Below are 17,808 nucleotides of genomic sequence, written 5' to 3'. Positions count from 1 at the left end.
GAGTCGTCAGAGGGGAAAGGCGGCTGGCATTGACGCCTGTGCCGCTTGCAGCTCAGCCTGTGGCCAGGGTGAGCTGCAAGCGGGCGTTGGCACTGCATGCTCAGCGTCCGAGCAGGGCGTGCAGGCTGGGGGTACGGCTGAAGTGGAACTTGCTCAGCAGGTTCAGCAGCGAGGCTTTGATTTTCAGCATGCGTGCAGCGCGCAGTTCGGCTTTTTTCTCAGCTTCGGCTTCGCGGGCAATACGGAAAATATACTCGATTTCGCTTTCGCGACGACCGCCAGGGTAGCTCAGTGCTGAGTTCATGTGCGCATTATAGTGCGGGTACAAAGTGTTCATAGATATCTCCGTCACTGGGTTTTCAGGACCGCCCCGGCTGTCACTCTGTGCGATGGCCTGTGGTTTTGATCCGAGCGTTTTAGCGCTAACCAGTGGCGCCAGATTAACGCCGTTACGCATGTGCAGCAAATGATCCTTTCTGGTCAATAAAGTTAGATATTTTCATGTATTAAGCCGCGCTGCTCCTGTCATGGTCAGAACATGTGGCCGCCGGGCAGTGGGCAGTTGGATAAAAGTGTCTGATGGCCGCACAGCCCGGTTTTATGGGCTGTGAACTGATTCGCGGCTAACTGGCGGATTGATGCAGGGGGTGAGCGTAGAGCCATGCCGGCGCTGAATTAAGCACGAAGGCTTCTCATCATTACTTAACGCTCATGGTCACGGCAACCGGAGCAGGGCGAGGGCTAGCCGCTATAACGGCTCGCGTTTGAGGCTGGCCGTGATCTCCTTGCTGATTGCACCGTCCAGGATACGGGTATAGGCCAGATCCATATCGCCGTCGTCACGCAGTGTACGGTCGTAGATCTGCATGTCGTAGGCGCCCTGATTGGTAATCATCATGGCGTAAACGGTGAGCGTCTTGTCATGAATACGGGCCCAGACAAAGGGGTCTCCGGCCAGGGGGTCCATGGGGATATGCTTGCCGAAGACATTCATGCGCATGGCGGACGCATAGATGGCACCACGGCGCGTCTTGCGGAACAGAATGCGGTAGAAGTGTTCTTTCTGCGTGAGATCAGCTCGCTTGACCTGGGTTCCCCAGGCCACTTCGAAGTTATCGTCTTTGGGTTCAATGCGCACCGACAGCTGCCGGCGCTCGGCTTCGCCGGCGACCTGGGCATCCGCAATGCCAGTGAAATGACCGTAAAACGCCTCGATTTCCAGATCCTGGGCATAGAGTGGGCTTGCCAGGAACAGCAGTGACAGGGTCAGCAGAGAGATCAGTTGGCGCATGCGGTGTTCCATTCAGGTTGTCGACTCTAGTTATTTGGGGCAAGGACAGGGTCTTTCCGCCGGCCTTTGCCCCTGTATCCCGTTGCAGTTGCGGCCTTGGCGGCTGCGATCAGGCTAGTATAGCGTTCTGTAGCAAAATTACAGATTACTGCTGGCAAGGCTGGGTAATGGATCGGTTTCGAGGCTATGCAACTCGTCGGCGGTAATTTCGTACTGGGCGTCGAACAGCTCGCCCGGCGGAATTTCCTGGTCCAGATAGATGAGGGTCAGTTCTGGCAGGCGGGCCCGGATCCGCCGCAACACGGTGGCCCGCTCTTCCAGGCTCATGGCGGTGAGTGCTTCATGCATGACCAGCACCCTGGGGTGCTTGACGATGGCACGCAGCAGCTGGATGCGCTGGCGCGCAATCAACGGCAGGCTGCCACCTCGAATGCCGACCTGGGTGAAACCCGCCAACACCATGACCATGGATTCGGCATCTTCATCGCGCATGGCGGTATCGATGAGCTGCTGCAGCTGGCGCAATTCGGCGGGCTCGGTGCCGATCACCTTGCCGTAAAGAACATTCTCCCGCACGCTCAGGCCGGCACTGATCTGATCCTCGCTGAAATGATCGAAGCTGCTGCACAGCGGACAATCGGTGCGGGCCATAACCACCTGTCGGGCCGCGAGCAACTGCTCGGCAACTGCGCTGTCCAGCAGGTCGTCGCCGTGCTGCAGCGGCACTATCCGCAGAAACAGCTCTAGCAACAGGGTTCGGTCCTCGTTGCTGCGCGCGGGATCCCGACGCTCCAGTTCGCTGACCTGGCGACGAAATTCCGGTGTGTCGAAGTCGCTGAAATTATCGGGCAAGGGGTCCAGGGGGCCGGCATCAAGCGCCAGCTCACTCAGGCGTGCGGCCATGCGCCGGCCACAGCTCAGGGCATGATCGGTGAGGTCGAACTGTTCGAGCAACGCGCTCATCTGTGGATGTGCCGCCATGGAGGCCGGCGTACTGACCGGCGGGCAAGGGATACCAAAGCCCAGGTTTTGTGCCACCGAGAGGCCACAGTTGTAGCGCTGCGGGTCGAACCGCTCGACAAGGTGTTCAAGGCCGGATTCCGGCACGCGTTGCAACAGTTGCAGGCGCACCCTGAGCAGTCCGTCGGACAGTTCCTGTGGGCGCTCAGCCGGGTTGTACTTCTCGTTCATGCCCACGTTATAGATGAGTTCATCGGCCCCCACGACCTTCAGACCCTCATACAGCCAGTGGCGCATGTCTTCCCAGTTCTCGGCGTGGGCGAGGGCAAAATCGGTCCAGATACCGTCGAAGCGGTCGGTGCTGTTGCCGGAGGCTTCGGCTTCGCGAATTTCCCACAGGCGCTGGCTGTCGATCTGTTCCGGTGTTTCGCTGGGCGGCTTGAGCCGCATGCTGTAATTGATGTTCTGCAGCATATTGCCGGAAAACAGGAAGGCATCGGGGCCGACATAGGTCAGCTCCCGGGCGAGCAGGTCCGATGGCAGATCCTTAAGGTCGTCATCGCCAAACAGCAGGTGGCCGCTCAGGGGCGGGTTGATTCGAATGAGGGTGCGCGCCAGTGCGCGCAAACGCGCCGGATCCTTGCAGCGTATGGCCACGCCACTGCCAGGCGGCAGCTTGAGGTTAATGTTGCGCACCAGGCGGCTGCCGATCTCGCTGCCTACCGAGAGCTTGTCGAGGCTAATGCCGTTGTTCAGCTGGGCCGGGCTGGTGTCGCTGGCGGTGACAATGGGCATCAGGTCCTGGGACTGGAACTGCTCCAGTATCTGTTCGTACTTGATCATGGAATCCTGATACTGCTGGTAGTAATCGAGCAGCTCCTTCCAGGGTGCGGCCAGATCCTTGTGCGCAGCGACGGCTGCGACCAGTGCTCCTATAGTCAGGTCCCCGCGAATGGCCAGTACACCGCCAATGGAATAAAACATCAGCGGTGTCAGCTGGTTAATGAGGTTATTGAGAAACTTCATGAAGAATTTTTTCTTGTAGATATCGAGTCGTATGCGGAACAGCTCCCCCAGGATCTTGGAAAATTCGGCCAGGTGATAGGGGCGGGTGCCGTGCAGGCGGATTTCCATCATGCCATCGACACTCTCGCCGATGCGCTGGGAGAAGTGGCGCACCGTTTTGACCCTTTCCTTTTTCAGCAGATTGATTTTGCGCTGCAGTCTTGGAATGACCAGGATCTGCAGCGGAATCAGCGCAATGGAGGCGATGCCCAGTATCGGATCCTGCATGAACATGAACAGCAGTATGGTGAGCATGGTGCCGCCCTGGAATGCAGGCAGCGCGATACTGTCGCCGATGAACCCCGCCAGGGGTTCGGTTTCGGCGGTGATGGTGGAAATCAGCTCACCCTGGCTGACTATCTGAAAACGCCTGGGCTGAAAGCGCAGGATCAGCTCGACCAGTTGATAACGCAGGCGCCGCACCAGGCGCTCGCCGACGATGCCCTTGTAGGTGTTGATGTACATCTTGACCATGCCGTTGATCAGAATCATTGTCAGCAGCAGACCGCAGAGCGCCAGCAGGTAATACATCGGCTCAAGGGTGGTGCCAAGGACCTGCTTGAGACTGGCTGCATCACCGATGGCATCGTTGATGATGATCTTGGGCAGTTCCAGCGACACGTACAGCAGCGGGAAGGAACAGAACGTCATCAAGAGCAGGCGAATCTGCTGGGGTGTGCTGTATCGCAAGATAAATCGGACAATGGACTTGTCCATAGGTCGGTCTCCGATCCTGACAGCCAGGCCTTGAAGGACGCATCGCTCAAGGGCCAAAACAGGCTGCACGCAGCAGTAAAAGGTGAATTTTGCTGCTATGCAACAAACTTATCTTAATAGTGTAGTCGGGCGCAGGGGAAGTTTTTTGTGTCTGGCCTGAGCATTTTTCCACTCAGGTTACGTTGGCGCCGGGCAGCTGGATCAGTGCATCGCTGGCCCAGGGGTGCTGGCGCAGCTCGGCATGCAGGTGATCAAGGAACAGGCGAGTTTTGGGATTGAGGTGCTGGCGGCTCGGGTAAAGGGCATGGAGCGCGATACTGAGGATCGGGTATTGCGGCAGTACCGCTTCAAGTTCTCCGCTCTCCACCAGGGGCTGGGCAAAGAAACAGGGCAGCCGGGCTATACCAAAACCGCGTCTTGCCATGTAACGCATAAAGTTCAGGCTGTTGGTACGCAGCGGTGTCTCCATCTGCAGGCTGTGGCTCTGGTCCCAGTTGTCGAAATGCAGCGGGTCCGAGCGCATCAGCAGGCCAAGATAGCGATGCTGCTGCAGGTCATGGGGGCTTTGCAATGGCGGGCGCTGCTGCAGATATTCAGGTGCTGCATAGAGGCCGCGGGCCACCTTGGCGACCGGCTGCGCTATCAGGCTGGAGTCTTCCAGTACGCCGACCCGAATGGCGACGTCTATGCCTTCTTCCACCATGTCGATGACCCTTGATGTCAGCTCGACCTCCATCTGGATTCTCGGATACTGCTGCATAAAGCTCGCCATGACGTTATCGAGCATGGCCAGTGCCAGTTCCGTCGGCATGGTGAGTCTCAGCCGTCCCTGGGGCTCCGGTTGATTGACACTCAAGCGGTGGCGGGCATCTTCGAGCTGGCAAATCAGCGGCCGGCAACGCTCGAACAGTTCCTCGCCATCCGGGGTCAGGTGCAGCTTGCGGGTCGTTCGCTGCAGCAGGCGAATACCCAGTTCATCCTCGAGCTGCGAGATGCGCCGGCTCAGGGTGGATTTTTGCGTGCCCAGACGTTCGGCGGCGGCGGTGAAGCTGTTGGCTTCAACCACGCGCACAAAATAGCGCAGGTTATCGAGATTCATACGGAGGTCCGGGCAACGATTGATCCCGTATTATCACGCTATTTGCAACAATGGCAAAGCGTCTATGTTGAATGTACTATCAGATTTATTGGCAGGGTGACGCCCGTTGAATTCCGCAGAGGGTTTCGCCGTGATTATGGGCGGGCGTGTACCTTGGTGAAGGGCTGTCGAAGGTGCTGCCGGAGTGGGGGTGTTGGCCCCGTGAAGTCCAACCGGATCTGAGGCGCGGTTATGTGGCAAATGCTGGAGTTCATGGGTCACCGGCTGTCGGTGTACCTGTCCCACCCTCGCGATGGGCTGGCGCCCAAGGCGACGAGCTCCGCCGACAAGCTGCACCGCTGCCTGCAGCCCGGCGATGTGCTGCTCATCGAAGGCACCAGTCGCATCAGTACGGCCATCAAGTACCTGACGCAATCGACTTGGTCCCACGCGGCTTTCTGTATCGGCCATGCACTGGATGGGCCCGAGCTGGGTGCCCAGGCGCGCATTCTGATCGAGGCCGATGTCTCGGCTGGCGTGCGGGCGCTCTCATTGCAGCGTTATGAGTCCTACCATACCCGCATTTGCCGTCCTGTCGGTTTGGAGGCGGCCGAAGTGAAGGTCATGACCGACTATCTGATGGCGCGCCTGGGGCAGCAGTATGACCACAAGAATATTTTTGATCTGGCGCGCTTTCTGTTTCCCACGCCCCCGATTCCGTCGCACTGGCGCCGCCATATGCTGCACCTTGGCAGTGGTGACCCGACCCGGGCGATCTGCTCATCGCTGATTGCCGAAGCCTTTCAGACCATTGCCTATCCGATTCTGCCCGAGGTAGTGCACAGCGATAATGCAGGTTTTCCGGTGCGCCTGTTCCGGCGCCATCCGAGCCTGTTTACGCCGCGAGACTTTGATGTGTCACCCTATTTCAAGGTTATCAAACCGATGCTGGAAACAGGCTATGCGTACAGGGATATTATCTGTCTGGGTGATCCGGAACCCGCTACCGCGGAGCCGGATCTAACCGCCGCTGCGCAGGGCAGCGTTATAACGGCGCCCAGCACCCAGAGCGACTAGCCGCGCGCATCACTGTTCCTGGTGCGGGCGTGCTGATAGATCGCATCGACAATGGCCTTCAGGCCATTGCCTCTGGAGGGGCTCAGGTGTTGCATGAGCTGGAGTCGCTTGAAAAGCCCCTGCAGGTCGAAGTCCAGAATCTCCTGTGGACGCTTGCCGTTGAAGAGCGCCAGCAGCAGGGCGATCAGGCCGCGAATAACGCGGGCATCGGAGTCCATCTGCAGCCATAGCTTGCCGCCGCGATAGTCGACAATCAGCCAGACATGACTCTCGCAGCCGTGCAGACGGTTGCTGTCACTGCGCTGTGCGACATCCAGGGCGGGCAGGTTCTTGCCCAGCAGCATGATCTCCCGATAGCGCGCCTGCCAGCCGCGGCTGGCGTCGAGGCGTTGCAGCAACGCCGCTGCCGCTAATTCCGGCGCTTCCTGCTGGGGACTCTGCTGGCTCTGTGGCCCCGGTTTGGGAGGCGCATTATCCCGTGGGGCAGGGGCCTGGTGCTCCAGCACAATCTGTTTGAGCACGGCGGCAAAGTGCTCGACCTCCGCCAGAGTATTGTAAAACGCGAAGGAGGCGCGCAGGGTTCCGGGCAGGCCAAGTCGCTGCATCAAGGGCATGGCGCAGTGGTGGCCGGCACGCACGGCGATACCCTGCTGATCCAGCAGCAGAGCCAGATCCTGCTGGTGCATTCCATCAATGCAAAACGACATCAGGCTGACGCGCCGGGGGGCAGTGCCGACGGAGCTAAAGCCTGGAATCGCGCTGCACAGCTCCAGTGCCCGGGTCAGCAGCTGCATTTCGTGGGCTTCCAGTGCACTGCGATCGAACTGCTGCAGATAGCCGATGGCAGCATCCAGACCGATGACGCCGGCGATATTGGGCGTACCGGCTTCAAACTTGAACGGCAGTCCCGCAAAGCGGGTGCCTTTGAAGCTCACATGTTCGATCATTTCGCCGCCGGCCTGCCAGGGCGGCATGGCGTCCAGCAAGGATTCCCGTGCCCAGAGTGCGCCTATGCCGGTGGGTCCGAACACTTTATGGCCGGAAAACACAAAGAAGTCACAGCCCAGTGCCTGTACATCAATGGTCAGATGCGGGGTCGACTGGGCGCCATCAATCAGTACCCTGGCACCGGCGGCCTGGGCCGCCCGGGTCATCTGCGCCACCGGGTTCAGGGTGCCCAACGCGTTTGAGGCATGGGTCAGCGCCACCAGACGAGGCCCCTGCTGCAACAGCAGCAGGTAGGCGGCCTGATCCAGGCTGCCATCGTCCAGCAGCGGGATGGCTTCAATGCGCGCCCCCATCTGCTGCGCCAGCAGCTGCCAGGGGACTATGTTGGCGTGATGCTCCAGCGTTGACACCAGTATCAGGTCACCGGCGTGCAGCTGCGAGCGACCGTAGCTGTGCGCCACCAGGTTGATGGCCTCGGTAGCGCCGCGGGTCCAGATGATTTCCCGCGGGCTGGCGGCGCCAATAAAGCGCGCCACGTTTTCCCGCGCCCGCTCGAAAGCCTCGGTGGCCCGGCTGCTGAGGCAGTGGGAGGCGCGGTGCACATTGGCGTTGCTGTGGCGGTAATACTCGGATTGCGCCTCGATCACCACCCGGGGTTTCTGGGTGGTGGCGGCGTTATCGAAGTAGATCAGTGGCAGGCCCTGTACCTGCTCCCCCAGAATGGGGAAGTCGGCGCGCAGGCGGTCGATATCGGGCATCGGAGCGTCCGGCATCAGTGTTGCTGGGTGCTGCGCAACAGCTGGCTCTTCCAGCGGGCGTAATACATGGCGGCGCCAAAGAGCACGCTGACCAGAATGGCATAGCTCAGGCCCAGGCCAAAGGTGGCCGGGTGGGTGGCCGCCAGTACCGCTTCAATGAAGAACAGCAACAGCATGAAACAGAGCCAGGCGTGGGCGCGGGGCTTGCCCAGTATGACCGAGGGCGCAAAGCCCAGCAGCGGCAGCAGATGCCACAGCCACACTACCCAGGGGCGATCGCCGGGCGCCGGCGCCAGCCACAGATACCAGACGCTGAGCAGGCCCAGCAGTGCCCCGTAGCTGCCAAGGGTCAGCAGGCGTGCGATGCGTACCTTGGCATCGAGGTTTTTGTCGAGGGTGGTTTTCATTGCGGGCTCCGGGGTATGAGTTTCAGCGCCAGTTCACCCAGGCGCCTGCCCTGGGCCTGGCATAGCTTGAGTTCGGTGGCATCGACGCTGCGTCCGGCCTTGGGGCCGGCCACATGGGTGGGGCCGTAGGGCGTGCCGCCGGTCTGGGTGGTCAGCAGCTCCTGCTCGCTGTAAGGCAGGCCGGTGATCAGCATGCCGTGGTGCAGCAGGGGCAGCATCATGCTTAGCAGGGTGCTTTCCTGGCCGCCGTGCAGGCTGGATGAAGCACTGAAAACCGCCGCCGGTTTGCCGATCAGGGCGCCGGAGAGCCAGAGCGCGCTGGTGCTGTCGATAAAGTACTTAAGCGCGGCGGCCATGTTGCCAAAACGTGTGGGGCTGCCAAGGGCCAGGCCCGCGCAGCCGGCCAGGTCCTGCTCGCAGCAGTAGAGGTCGCCCTCGGCCGGGATGGCGTCCGCCGTGGCTTCACAGACGCTGGAAATCTCCGGTACCGTGCGCAGGCGCGCCTCGATACCGGACTGTTCGATGCCGCGGGCGATCTGTTGCGCCATGGTGCGGGTGGCGCCGTGGCGACTGTAATAGAGCACCAGTACGTAGGGGCTATCCTGGCCGGGACGGGTCACCTCAGAGAATCTCCAGCACGGACTCGGGCGGGCGGCCGATGCGGGCCTTGCCATCGCGGATGGCGATGGGGCGCTCGATCAGCTTGGGGCATTGCACCATGGCGGCAATAATCTGATCATCGCTGAGGCTCGTATCAGCAAGCCCCAGTTCCTTGTATTCCGCTTCCTTGGTGCGCAACAGCTCGCGGGCGCTGATACCCAGGGCGCTCAGTACGTCGCGCAGTTCGTCGGCGCTGGGGACATCTTTCAGGTATTCGCGCACCAGGGGTTCGATGCCGTTGTCCCGCAGCAGCTGACAGGTTTCTCGGGACTTGGAGCAGCGTGGGTTATGATAGAGGGTAACTTGACTCATGGCGCTTCCGTATCGAATTTTGGGCGGCGCCTATTGTAACTGCCAATGCTTTTACGCAAAAGGACTTCACCATGAGTGCTGTTTTCCTGCGCAGGTGTCACCTGCTACCCGACTCCCGCGCCCATTTTCTCAGAGCCTGTCTGTTGCAGGGGAGGGTTGCTGCATGAAAGCCCTGTTAGAAATGCGTTTCCTGCGCTATCTGCTGAACCAGTTCGTATCCAACCAGGGCGTGCTCAATGCCGCTGCTCTGACCTACACAACCCTGTTTGCCGTGGTGCCGCTGATGACGGTGACCTACTCGATGCTGGCGGCGATACCGTCGTTTCATGGCGTGGGTGAAAGCGTGCAGGGTTGGGTGTTTGAAAACTTCGTGCCGGCCACCGGCGAGGTGGTGCAGGATTATCTGGGTAACTTTACCAACCAGGCGCGTAACCTTACGGCCATAGGTGTGGCCTTTCTGGCCGTGACCTCGATCATGATGATGAAAAGCATCGAGGCGGCCTTCAACCGTATCTGGCGGGTGTCTCGCCCCAGGCGCGGCATGTCGAGTTTTTTGCTGTACTGGGCCATTCTGAGTCTGGGTCCGGTGCTTATCGGCCTGGGGCTGGTACTCAGCTCCTATCTCGCAAGCCTGTCGATTGTGAATGATGCCGCGGCCGTGGTCGGGCGCGGGCGCCTGCTGAGCCTGCTGCCGATGGTGCTGTCTGCGGCGGCCTTCACGCTGCTTTATGCCGCCGTACCCAATTGCCGGGTACCGCTGCGCAGTGCCTTTATCGGTGCTCTGGTGGTGGCGGTGCTGTTTGAAACCGCCAAACGGGGATTTACCTTCTTTGTCACCCAGTCGCCGTCCTATCAGCTGATTTATGGTGCCTTTGCCGCGGTGCCGCTGTTTCTGCTGTGGATCTATATCTCCTGGGTGATCATTTTGCTTGGTGCCGAGCTTACCCGGGCGCTGAGCGTGTACCAGCCGGTACGCCGCCAGGTGGCAACGTCTCATCTGCAAACCGTGGTGGCGGTGCTCTATCGCCTGTGGCAGGCACAGCAGGACGGTACTGCGTTGTCGGATCGGGTGTTGCTGCAGGAGGTGGCGGGGCTGGATCAGGGGCGCTGGGATGAATACCAGGTGCTGCTGATGGATGCCGGCATAGTGCAGCGCAATGAGCAGGGCGGTTATCTGCTGTGTCGTGACCTGTCCCACTATAGGTTGCAGGAGCTGACAGAGGTATTGCCTTGGCCTATGCCGGAGCCCTTTGCCCACGAGTCCATCAGCCCGTGGCAGCGCCGTCTGGATCTGCGTCTGCAGGCGCTGGCCCATCAGCGCAACAAGCAGCTGGATGTCCCCCTGTTGGAGCTGTTTGAGTCCGATCAGATCGGTGTGGACGGTGGCGTGCGCAAGGAAGAAGCCTGATGCAAGGGGCTGTCTTGATTGAAGCCCGGCGCATACGGGTGACCGGGCGGGTGCAGGGTGTGGGCTTTCGCTACTTTAGTTGCGAGCAGGCGCGCCGCCAAGGTCTGCTGGGCTGGGTGCAGAATGAGCCGGATGGCGCCGTTACCGGCTGGCTGCAGGGAAATACCGAGGCTGTGCAGCGGATGTTGCTCTGGTTGGAGCAGGGGCCGGACGCTGCGCGCGTGCTGCTACTTGAGGTCGAGACCTGTGAGCTGGACCCCGGCTTGCAGGGCTTTGACATACGCCGCTGAGCGGTACGCCTTACAGATAGTGTTCAATATTAATCCAGTCGCGTTGTGCGGTGGTCAGATACTGGCGGGCGTAGTCTTCACAGACGCCACTTTGCAAAAACAGCCGGAACAGCTGCGGGTCTATATGGCCCCGGTCGCGCATCTGCCCCATGATGCGCAGCACCTCGCTGAGACGCTTGGGCTTCTTGTAGGGCCTGTCCGTGGCTGTGAGGGCTTCGAAGATGTCCGCGATGGCCATCATGCGCGCCGGCAGTGACATCTGATCGCCGGTCAGTCCGCGGGGGTAGCCGCGTCCGTCCATGCGCTCGTGATGGCCACCGGCAATTTCCGGTATGCCGCGCAGATGGCGTGGGTACGGCAGTTTTTCCAGCATGATGATGGTCTGCACTATATGGTCGTTGATCTTGTCGCGCTCTTCGGGCGTCAGGGTGCCGGCCCTGATTAGCAGATTGTAGAGTTCGCCCTGGTTGTAGAGATGTTCCGGCTGGCTGAGCTTAAAGCCCCAGGGGTTGTCGGCCGCAATGCGGTCGGCCTCGCTGCGCGGATGTATATGAAAATCCTTGTCGGCCAGCAGCTTTTCCCGCACCGGAAGGGCATCCGGGGTGCCACTGCGGCGTTGGCGTTCTTCCCATGAAATGCCAAGGCGATCATCCAGGGTGCGGTGCCAGCCGCGCTCGGCGATCTTTCGCAGGCGCTGCTGATCCGCCGTCGCCATCTGTTCACGGCCGAGGTTACACTGGGCGACAAAGGCAAAGTCGTCATCCAGCTGCGCAAGCTCCGTCGTGAGTTTTGCCTTTAGTTGCGTTTCCAGTATTTCCCGATCGGGTGCGGTATCACGGGCTGCGTGCAACTGTTGCCAGAAGCGCAGCTGAGCATCGCGCTTGAGCACTTCGAAGCGGGTGCGAATTTCGTGGATACGATCGTAAAAGGTTTCCAGCTTGGTGGCTTTCTCGACCACATATTCAGGCGTCGTGACCTTGCCACAGTCGTGCAGCCAGCTGGCGATATGCAGTTCCTCCCATTGATCGCTACTGAGGCTGAAGTCTGCAAAGGCGGGCTCTGTACTGTCGCAGGCGGCTCGGGCCAGCATCTCGGTGAGTGCCGGCACGCGGGCGCAGTGTCCGCCGGTGTGGGGTGACTTGGCATCGATGGCACCGGCAATCAGTTCGATAAAGGCTTCCAGCAGGGCCTTTTCCATGCCGATCAGCTGACGGTTTTCCAGTGTCAGCGAGGCAAAGCCGGACAGGGTTTCGATAAACGCCAGCAGATCACCTTCACAGTGTGCATGATCGTTGCCATAGAGCAGGCAGAGCACGCCGACGGACTCGCGCTTGCGATTTTTCAGCGGTATGGCAATGACCATGAGATGGTTGGTCCCCAGGGCCTGCAGCAGCGCGAACATTGGATGGCTTGCAGTGTCGGCGTTAAGGGTTTGCGAGAGGCTCGACTCCTGTAGCAGGCAGTCAGCCAGCTGGTGGTCGCCGTGCACGGAACAGGGGGCCAGTAGCGGTACCGTCTGGCTGGGCTCTGCCAGTTTCAGGCTGGCGGGCTCCAGGCGGCTGTCGTCGTCACTGACCAGGTAGATCGCAGCCCCTGCCGCCTGGCTGACGCCCATGGTCTGGGTGGTAATGAGTTCAATCAGGGGTACAAAGGCGGTTTCTGCCGACATGGACCCCAGCATGCCGAGAAACTGGTTCAGGGTGTCCTTCATCACGGTCATGCTGTGGCCCAGGTCGTCGATTTCGCGAATACGTGAGCGGGTGCTGATGGACTGGTCGAGCTGAAAGCGCCGGATCATGCTGGCTTCCAGCGCCAGCTGGCGCAGCGGGCGGGATATCTGGTGTGCCAGCAGCCAGGTGAGTGGCAGTGCCAGCAGCAGCATGATGCCGGTGATCAGGTTGGACTGGCGACGGATACTCAGGGCCTCGCTGAGCAGTTCGGCTTCGGGCACCAGGGTCAACAGATCAAAGTGGATGCCGTCGGCAGGCTCCAGTGCATAGAGCTCGCCACGCCAGGCCTGGCCGTCGAACTCGAGTCGAAAACGCCGTTGGCCGGCGGCGACGGGTTTGCTCGCCGCATCCAGTACCTGGGAACCGAGGCTGTCGAGGCGGGCAATATCGATGATCTTGTCCTGGTACAGCAGCACCAGCTTGCCGGGATCACGGTAGGCCAGTGCATTGAGGTTCTGATCCAGCAGCACGATTTCGCTGTGGGGGGTGATATGCAGCTCGGAAATGGACTCCGACAGCCGGTCCAGCGCCACATCGGCGGCGATCACTGTGCCCTGCAGCGGGTCGCGGCTGGACAGCGTAATGCCGACCTTGCGGATGGCAGTAAAGAAGTAGGGCTCGGTGACGACGTGTTGATCGCTGCTCAGGGCGAGCTGATACCAGTTTTGCTGGCGCGGATCATAGTTCGAGGCTGCGGCGTCACGCTGCTCGACAAGGTGCAGATTGGCGTCGAAAAAGTACTCTTCGTGCAGCCTGTGTTCCTCGCTATCGATACTGATGCTTTGGGCGATGAGTGTGCTGCCGGGGGGCGGGTTGAAGCGGGTGCTGAGCTGGTCTTCGTTGATGGGGCGCACGACGAGATAGTCGCCATTGGCGTAGCCGATCTGCAGCGCCGTAATCTGAGGGCGCTGTTCCAGGGCCCTGGCCAGCAAGGTGAGTCGGGCCAGTCGCTCCGTCGGTGTCTGGGCCTTGACGATGGAATCCAGCGTCAGCATGTTGATCAGCTGCACTATGGGCTGATAGGTGCGCAGAAACTCCAGCCGCAGGCGTTCACCATATTGCTCAAACAGCTGGGTGGAGGCGGTGAGGATCAGGTCGCTGGACTTGCGGTAGTTGTACCAGGTCAGGCTGCCGCCAAGCAGCAGAATCAGCAGCATGAAAAGTGCTGTAATCTGCAGATGCAGCGGGTAATGTCGCGGCTTGACGCTGAACATGGGATCGGGGCCCGGACAAGGTTTCGGCCCGTGAACTATAGCGTATCGTGCTCTGGCTGAAGGGTTTCGAGCTGTGGAGAGAACTGTAAAAATCGATGGCAAATGCACCCCAGGCTGGCGAGCCGCGGGCAGAATCCGGTTCAGGAATGCGGGAGGGGTGCTGGCGAGAGGAGGGAAAAACGCCACCCCCGCAGAATTGCGGGGGTGGCGGGATACAGCCGTTAGATGCTGAGCTTGTCGGCCAGGGTGGCCAGCAGCTGGTCGATGACGATGTCCTGATTTTCACTGTCGCGACGGCCCTTGTACTCCAGGGTACCGGCAGCGATGCCGCGATCGGAGATCACCACGCGATGGGGGATACCAATCAGTTCCATGTCGGCGAACTTGACGCCCGGGCGCTCCTTGCGATCATCCAGCAGTACGTCGTAACCGGCCTGCTGCAGGTCCTGATACAGACGATCCGCCAGTGCTTTAACATCGTCGGACTTGTCGTAGTTCAGCGGTACCAGGGCCACGTGGAAGGGGGCTATGGCGTCGGGCCAGATAATGCCCTTTGCGTCGTGGTTCTGCTCAATGGCGGAGGCCACCACGCGGGACACGCCTATGCCGTAGCAGCCCATGTCCATAAGCTTGGCCTTGCCGTTTTCGTCCAGCACGGTGGCGCCCAGCGCCTGGGAGTATTTCTGCCCCAGCTGGAAGATATGGCCCACTTCAATGCCGCGGCGAATGGACAGCGTGCCCTGACCATCCGGGCTCGGATCACCTTCAACCACGTTGCGCAGATCGGCCACTTCGGGCAGCTCAAGGTCGCGGCCCCAGTTGATGCCGAAGTAGTGCTTGCCATCGATGTTGGCGCCGGCGCCAAAGTCGGATGCCATGGCTACGGCGCGGTCGACAATGCAGGGTATCGGCAGATTGACCGGCCCCAGCGAGCCGGCGCCGGCGCCGATGACAGGGCGGAATTCGTCTTCGGTCGCCATGGTGAGGGGAACTGCGACAAGCGCCAGCTTCTCGGCCTTGAGTTCATTCAGCTCATGATCACCGCGCACCAGCAGGGCGACGAAATCGGCTTCGCATTCCTCAGACGCCCGTACGATCAGGGTCTTGATGGTCTTTTCGATCGGCATCCCGTGCAGCTTGACCAGGTCCGCGATGGTTTTGGCATCCGGGGTATCGACCAGGTGCATCTCTATCGTTGCAGCTGCCCGCTCGCCGGCCGGCGCCAGGGCTTCGGCCAGTTCGACGTTGGCGGCATAGTCGCTGCTGTCGGAGAAAGCGATATCGTCTTCGCCGGAGGACGCCAGTACATGGAATTCGTGGGAGGAGTTACCGCCGATCGAACCGGTATCGGCCAGTACCGGACGGAAATCAAGGCCGACGCGGTTAAAGATGTTGTTGTACGTCTGGTACATCAGATCGTAGGTGGTCTGCAGCGACTCGGTGCCCAGATGGAAGGAGTAGGCGTCCTTCATGATGAATTCGCGCGAGCGCATGATGCCGAAGCGCGGACGGATTTCGTCGCGAAACTTGGTCTGGATCTGGTAGAAGTTGGCCGGCAGCTGCTTGTAGCTTTTCACTTCGCGGCGGATCATGTCGGTGATCACTTCTTCGTGGGTCGGACCGACGCAAAATTCACGGTCATTGCGATCGCGCAGGCGCAGCAGTTCCGGGCCGTACTGTTCCCAGCGGCCGGATTCCTGCCACAGTTCGGCGGGCTGAATGGCGGGCATCAGCACTTCCTGGGCGCCGGAGCGGTCCATTTCCTCGCGCACGATGCGCTCGACCTTGCGCAGCGTGCGCAGACCCATGGGCAGCCAGTTGTAGAGGCCGGAGGCGACTTTGCGGATCAGACCCGCGCGCAGCATCAGCTGGTGGCTGATAACTTCCGCGTCGGACGGAGTTTCCTTGAGTGTGGCAATCAGATATTGGCTAGCGCGCATAGATCCTAAACCCAGAAATCGGAAAATGTTGCGGAAAATCGCACCATTGTAGGGACGCGGGCGACGCCTAACAAGCCTGTTGCACACTTGCAGGCTCTGCGCCGCTGTTTGTGCTGCGATTTGATCCCGCTGTACTCAGGCTGCGCTCTGATCCTGCATGGCCATAAAGGCAAACAGCTCGCTGAGCCGGGTTTCGTCAAACACCGCGATACCGTGGCGCATGAGCTCGGCGGCGGCGATGCCGCTACCCTGCACCAGTATCTGGCGAAACTGGCCGTCGTATGTCTGATCGCGGCCACAGGCGGGGCTGAGTGACTGTAGCAGGGCGCAGCAGCAGTTTTCCCGCTGTGCAACCTCCAGTGCGAGCTCTGCACCCTGCAGGTACGCGGGTGTCAGGTCAGCGCCATCGCGATCGGTGACCAGTATGGGAAAGCGCTGGCGTATTTCAGCAGGACGTCTGGGAGTGGGCAGGCCGCCGGCGACTTCGGGGCAGAAGGGCACCAGCCGCCCCTCGCGCTGCCACTGCTCCAGCACAGGATGGGAAAGCCGCCTGTGCTGTGCATCGTAACGAACATTTTCGCCCAGCAGGCAGGCGCTGATGAGTATTTTTCCCATGACGATAGTCTTCTTTGTTGTGCGATCGGATGAGGACGACGCGAAGACTATCAGGGCATTGTTAAAGGGGTGTTAAATCGCCGGGGTGCTTTCGTCGGCGCATTGCACCTGGTTACGTCCCTGGGACTTGGCTAGGTAGAGCGCGCTGTCGGCACGGCCAACAAAGTCGTCGGCACTTTCGCGGGATCGGTACTGGGTGACGCCAAAGGAGGCGGTGATGGAGCTGATGACCTCGCCGGACTTTTTAAGCTTGATGCGAATGGCCTGAATCTTGTCGCGCAGGCTTTCGGCCAGGCGCGCACCATCCTCAAGCGTGCTGCCGGGCAGCAAAATGGCGAACTCTTCACCGCCAAAGCGCACCGAAAGTATGGGTTCTGCGCTGTTTTCTTTCAGCAGCTTGCCAACGTACTGCAAGACCTTGTCACCCATGAGGTGGCCGTACTGGTCGTTGAAGTTTTTGAAGAAATCGATATCCAGTAACACGATAGTGGTGTTGACGCTGTCGGGGCTGCTGATCAGCTGTTGCAGTTCGCTGTCGAAGACGCGACGGTTGAACAGGCCGGTCAGCGGGTCGACGCGGGCATCCTGGCGGGTGCGCTGCAGTTCGGCCTTGAGTGTGGCGATTTCAGCCTGGGCTTCGTCGATGCGCGTCTGGAACTGGCGCGTGGTCGCGCTGATGGCTTCGGTATTGAGTGCCAGGTTCTGGATAATGGACTCGAGCGGCAGCTCACTGTACTCCCCGTCGGAGAGGGCGCTGAGGCTATCCTGCAGTACCTCGCTGTAGTCGCAGGTACGCTTGGCGGTTTCGTGGGCGTGATCATGCAGATCATTCATTAGCGATATCAGGTTGCTCTGAATATCCTTGGCTGATTCGAGTTCATCCTTGATCATGTGTTCGCGGAACAGCTGTTCGCTCACCATGACCGGGCAGGTGCCGTAGGTGTTTACCGTCTTGTCCAGTACGCTGTTGAGTTCGGGCATACGATCGGAAACGTAGGTATACCAGAGCGCGTAGTTCAGCGGATTGGGCGGGATGTTGTATCTGACCATCAAGGGGATGGCCCGTCGCAGGTAATCTGCCGCCTGGTTGGAATTCTCCGCGAATTTCATAGTCGTCCCTTTAATGGCTCGCCGGATTATATGGGGAACTCTGTACTTTGGCTCTGCCCAGCGCCGATATTTCAGGCGTTGCACCGGTACTATAAAAGACTTTCAGTGCCGAGTGCCAGTCATCGAGTTGTTACACATTGCTAACGTACCAAAAAATGCGGCATAAAGGGCGTCGCGTGGCGGTATGGATGGCGGGCGGTGCGGATTTTTTTAGCTGTGCTTTAACAC

General features: G+C 60.1%; 15 protein-coding genes. 3 read left to right on the top strand and 12 right to left on the bottom strand.

What is annotated here, in order from left to right:
- Window positions 1–100: 100 nt before the first annotated feature.
- The 4 genes from A8C75_RS13245 to A8C75_RS13230 form a co-directional block, all read right to left on the bottom strand.
- Window positions 101–337 carry a hypothetical protein gene (locus tag A8C75_RS13245; protein ID WP_067383155.1) on the bottom strand — a complete coding sequence of 79 codons (237 nt, stop codon included), beginning with the start codon at window positions 335–337 and terminating at the stop codon, window positions 101–103.
- A 411-nt stretch (window positions 338–748) separates the two neighbouring features.
- Window positions 749–1,291 (bottom strand): hypothetical protein, encoded by a 543-nt coding sequence (locus tag A8C75_RS13240; protein WP_084784062.1) that lies wholly within the window; start codon window positions 1,289–1,291, stop codon window positions 749–751.
- A 138-nt stretch (window positions 1,292–1,429) separates the two neighbouring features.
- A complete protein-coding gene (locus A8C75_RS13235; RefSeq protein WP_067383149.1) occupies window positions 1,430–4,033 on the bottom strand; it encodes an ABC transporter transmembrane domain-containing protein in 2,604 nt (867 codons plus the stop codon).
- A 172-nt stretch (window positions 4,034–4,205) separates the two neighbouring features.
- On the bottom strand, window positions 4,206–5,132 hold the full coding sequence (locus tag A8C75_RS13230; RefSeq protein ID WP_067383146.1) for a LysR family transcriptional regulator: 927 nt from the start codon (window positions 5,130–5,132) through the stop codon (window positions 4,206–4,208).
- 231 nt (window positions 5,133–5,363) lie between these two features.
- Here A8C75_RS13230 and A8C75_RS13225 point away from each other — a divergent pair, with 231 nt between their 5' ends.
- Complete coding sequence (locus A8C75_RS13225) at window positions 5,364–6,188, top strand: C40 family peptidase (RefSeq protein ID WP_067383143.1); 825 nt, start codon at window positions 5,364–5,366, stop codon at window positions 6,186–6,188.
- On the opposite strand, the gene A8C75_RS13220 is transcribed toward A8C75_RS13225, so the two are convergent.
- Genes A8C75_RS13220 through arsC form a run of 4 tightly spaced genes read right to left on the bottom strand, consistent with a single transcriptional unit; the run spans window position 6,185 to window position 9,273 of the window.
- Window positions 6,185–7,894 carry a SufS family cysteine desulfurase gene (locus tag A8C75_RS13220; RefSeq protein ID WP_067387297.1) on the bottom strand — a complete coding sequence of 570 codons (1,710 nt, stop codon included), beginning with the start codon at window positions 7,892–7,894 and terminating at the stop codon, window positions 6,185–6,187. The genes A8C75_RS13225 and A8C75_RS13220 overlap by 4 nt on opposite strands.
- A 14-nt stretch (window positions 7,895–7,908) precedes the next feature.
- Window positions 7,909–8,301, bottom strand: a complete 393-nt coding sequence (locus tag A8C75_RS13215) for a DUF2069 domain-containing protein (protein ID WP_067383137.1) — start codon at window positions 8,299–8,301, stop codon at window positions 7,909–7,911.
- The gene (gene wrbA, locus A8C75_RS13210; protein WP_084784061.1) at window positions 8,298–8,921 is read right to left on the bottom strand and encodes an NAD(P)H:quinone oxidoreductase; all 624 of its coding nucleotides are present in this window, start codon (window positions 8,919–8,921) and stop codon (window positions 8,298–8,300) included. The genes A8C75_RS13215 and wrbA overlap by 4 nt, the downstream gene beginning before the upstream one ends.
- A 1-nt stretch (window position 8,922) precedes the next feature.
- Window positions 8,923–9,273, bottom strand: a complete 351-nt coding sequence (gene arsC, locus A8C75_RS13205) for an arsenate reductase (glutaredoxin) (protein WP_067383134.1) — start codon at window positions 9,271–9,273, stop codon at window positions 8,923–8,925.
- 163 nt (window positions 9,274–9,436) lie between these two features.
- On the opposite strand from arsC, the gene A8C75_RS13200 reads away from it, so the two are divergent.
- Together A8C75_RS13200 and A8C75_RS13195 are read left to right on the top strand one after the other, a co-directional pair.
- Window positions 9,437–10,681, top strand: coding sequence for a virulence factor BrkB family protein (locus A8C75_RS13200; RefSeq protein WP_067383131.1), 1,245 nt, complete (start codon window positions 9,437–9,439; stop codon window positions 10,679–10,681).
- Window positions 10,681–10,971, top strand: a complete 291-nt coding sequence (locus A8C75_RS13195) for an acylphosphatase (protein ID WP_067383128.1) — start codon at window positions 10,681–10,683, stop codon at window positions 10,969–10,971. Before A8C75_RS13200 ends, A8C75_RS13195 begins: the two co-directional genes overlap by 1 nt.
- 10 nt (window positions 10,972–10,981) lie before the next feature.
- Here A8C75_RS13195 and A8C75_RS13190 read toward each other — a convergent pair whose 3' ends face one another.
- From A8C75_RS13190 to A8C75_RS13175, 4 genes are all read right to left on the bottom strand, one after another.
- A complete protein-coding gene (locus tag A8C75_RS13190; protein ID WP_067383125.1) occupies window positions 10,982–13,915 on the bottom strand; it encodes an HD domain-containing phosphohydrolase in 2,934 nt (977 codons plus the stop codon).
- Between the two features lie 221 nt (window positions 13,916–14,136).
- Entirely contained in the window at window positions 14,137–15,855 is a 1,719-nt protein-coding gene (locus A8C75_RS13185; protein WP_067383122.1) for a proline--tRNA ligase, read from the bottom strand.
- 135 nt (window positions 15,856–15,990) lie between these two features.
- On the bottom strand, window positions 15,991–16,470 hold the full coding sequence (locus A8C75_RS13180) for a 2-thiouracil desulfurase family protein (RefSeq protein WP_067383119.1): 480 nt from the start codon (window positions 16,468–16,470) through the stop codon (window positions 15,991–15,993).
- A 72-nt stretch (window positions 16,471–16,542) separates the two neighbouring features.
- Window positions 16,543–17,580 (bottom strand): GGDEF domain-containing protein, encoded by a 1,038-nt coding sequence (locus A8C75_RS13175; protein ID WP_067383116.1) that lies wholly within the window; start codon window positions 17,578–17,580, stop codon window positions 16,543–16,545.
- Window positions 17,581–17,808: the final 228 nt, after the last annotated feature.

It is taken from the genome of Marinobacterium aestuarii (assembly GCF_001651805.1).
GTDB classification, from domain to species: domain Bacteria; phylum Pseudomonadota; class Gammaproteobacteria; order Pseudomonadales; family Balneatricaceae; genus Marinobacterium_A; species Marinobacterium_A aestuarii.
This window is presented reverse-complemented; position numbering and strand designations above follow the sequence as displayed.

Coding starts and splice junctions, on each gene's coding strand:
- A8C75_RS13240 (WP_084784062.1), bottom strand. CDS start 1,291: ATGCGCCAACTGATCTCTCTGCTGACCCTGTCACTGCTGTTCCTGGCA.
- arsC (WP_067383134.1), bottom strand. CDS start 9,273: ATGAGTCAAGTTACCCTCTATCATAACCCACGCTGCTCCAAGTCCCGA.
- A8C75_RS13220 (WP_067387297.1), bottom strand. CDS start 7,894: ATGCCCGATATCGACCGCCTGCGCGCCGACTTCCCCATTCTGGGGGAG.
- A8C75_RS13215 (WP_067383137.1), bottom strand. CDS start 8,301: ATGAAAACCACCCTCGACAAAAACCTCGATGCCAAGGTACGCATCGCA.
- A8C75_RS13190 (WP_067383125.1), bottom strand. CDS start 13,915: ATGTTCAGCGTCAAGCCGCGACATTACCCGCTGCATCTGCAGATTACA.
- A8C75_RS13245 (WP_067383155.1), bottom strand. CDS start 337: ATGAACACTTTGTACCCGCACTATAATGCGCACATGAACTCAGCACTG.
- A8C75_RS13175 (WP_067383116.1), bottom strand. CDS start 17,580: ATGAAATTCGCGGAGAATTCCAACCAGGCGGCAGATTACCTGCGACGG.
- A8C75_RS13230 (WP_067383146.1), bottom strand. CDS start 5,132: ATGAATCTCGATAACCTGCGCTATTTTGTGCGCGTGGTTGAAGCCAAC.
- A8C75_RS13195 (WP_067383128.1), top strand. CDS start 10,681: ATGCAAGGGGCTGTCTTGATTGAAGCCCGGCGCATACGGGTGACCGGG.
- A8C75_RS13180 (WP_067383119.1), bottom strand. CDS start 16,470: ATGGGAAAAATACTCATCAGCGCCTGCCTGCTGGGCGAAAATGTTCGT.
- A8C75_RS13200 (WP_067383131.1), top strand. CDS start 9,437: ATGAAAGCCCTGTTAGAAATGCGTTTCCTGCGCTATCTGCTGAACCAG.
- A8C75_RS13185 (WP_067383122.1), bottom strand. CDS start 15,855: ATGCGCGCTAGCCAATATCTGATTGCCACACTCAAGGAAACTCCGTCC.
- A8C75_RS13225 (WP_067383143.1), top strand. CDS start 5,364: ATGTGGCAAATGCTGGAGTTCATGGGTCACCGGCTGTCGGTGTACCTG.
- A8C75_RS13235 (WP_067383149.1), bottom strand. CDS start 4,033: ATGGACAAGTCCATTGTCCGATTTATCTTGCGATACAGCACACCCCAG.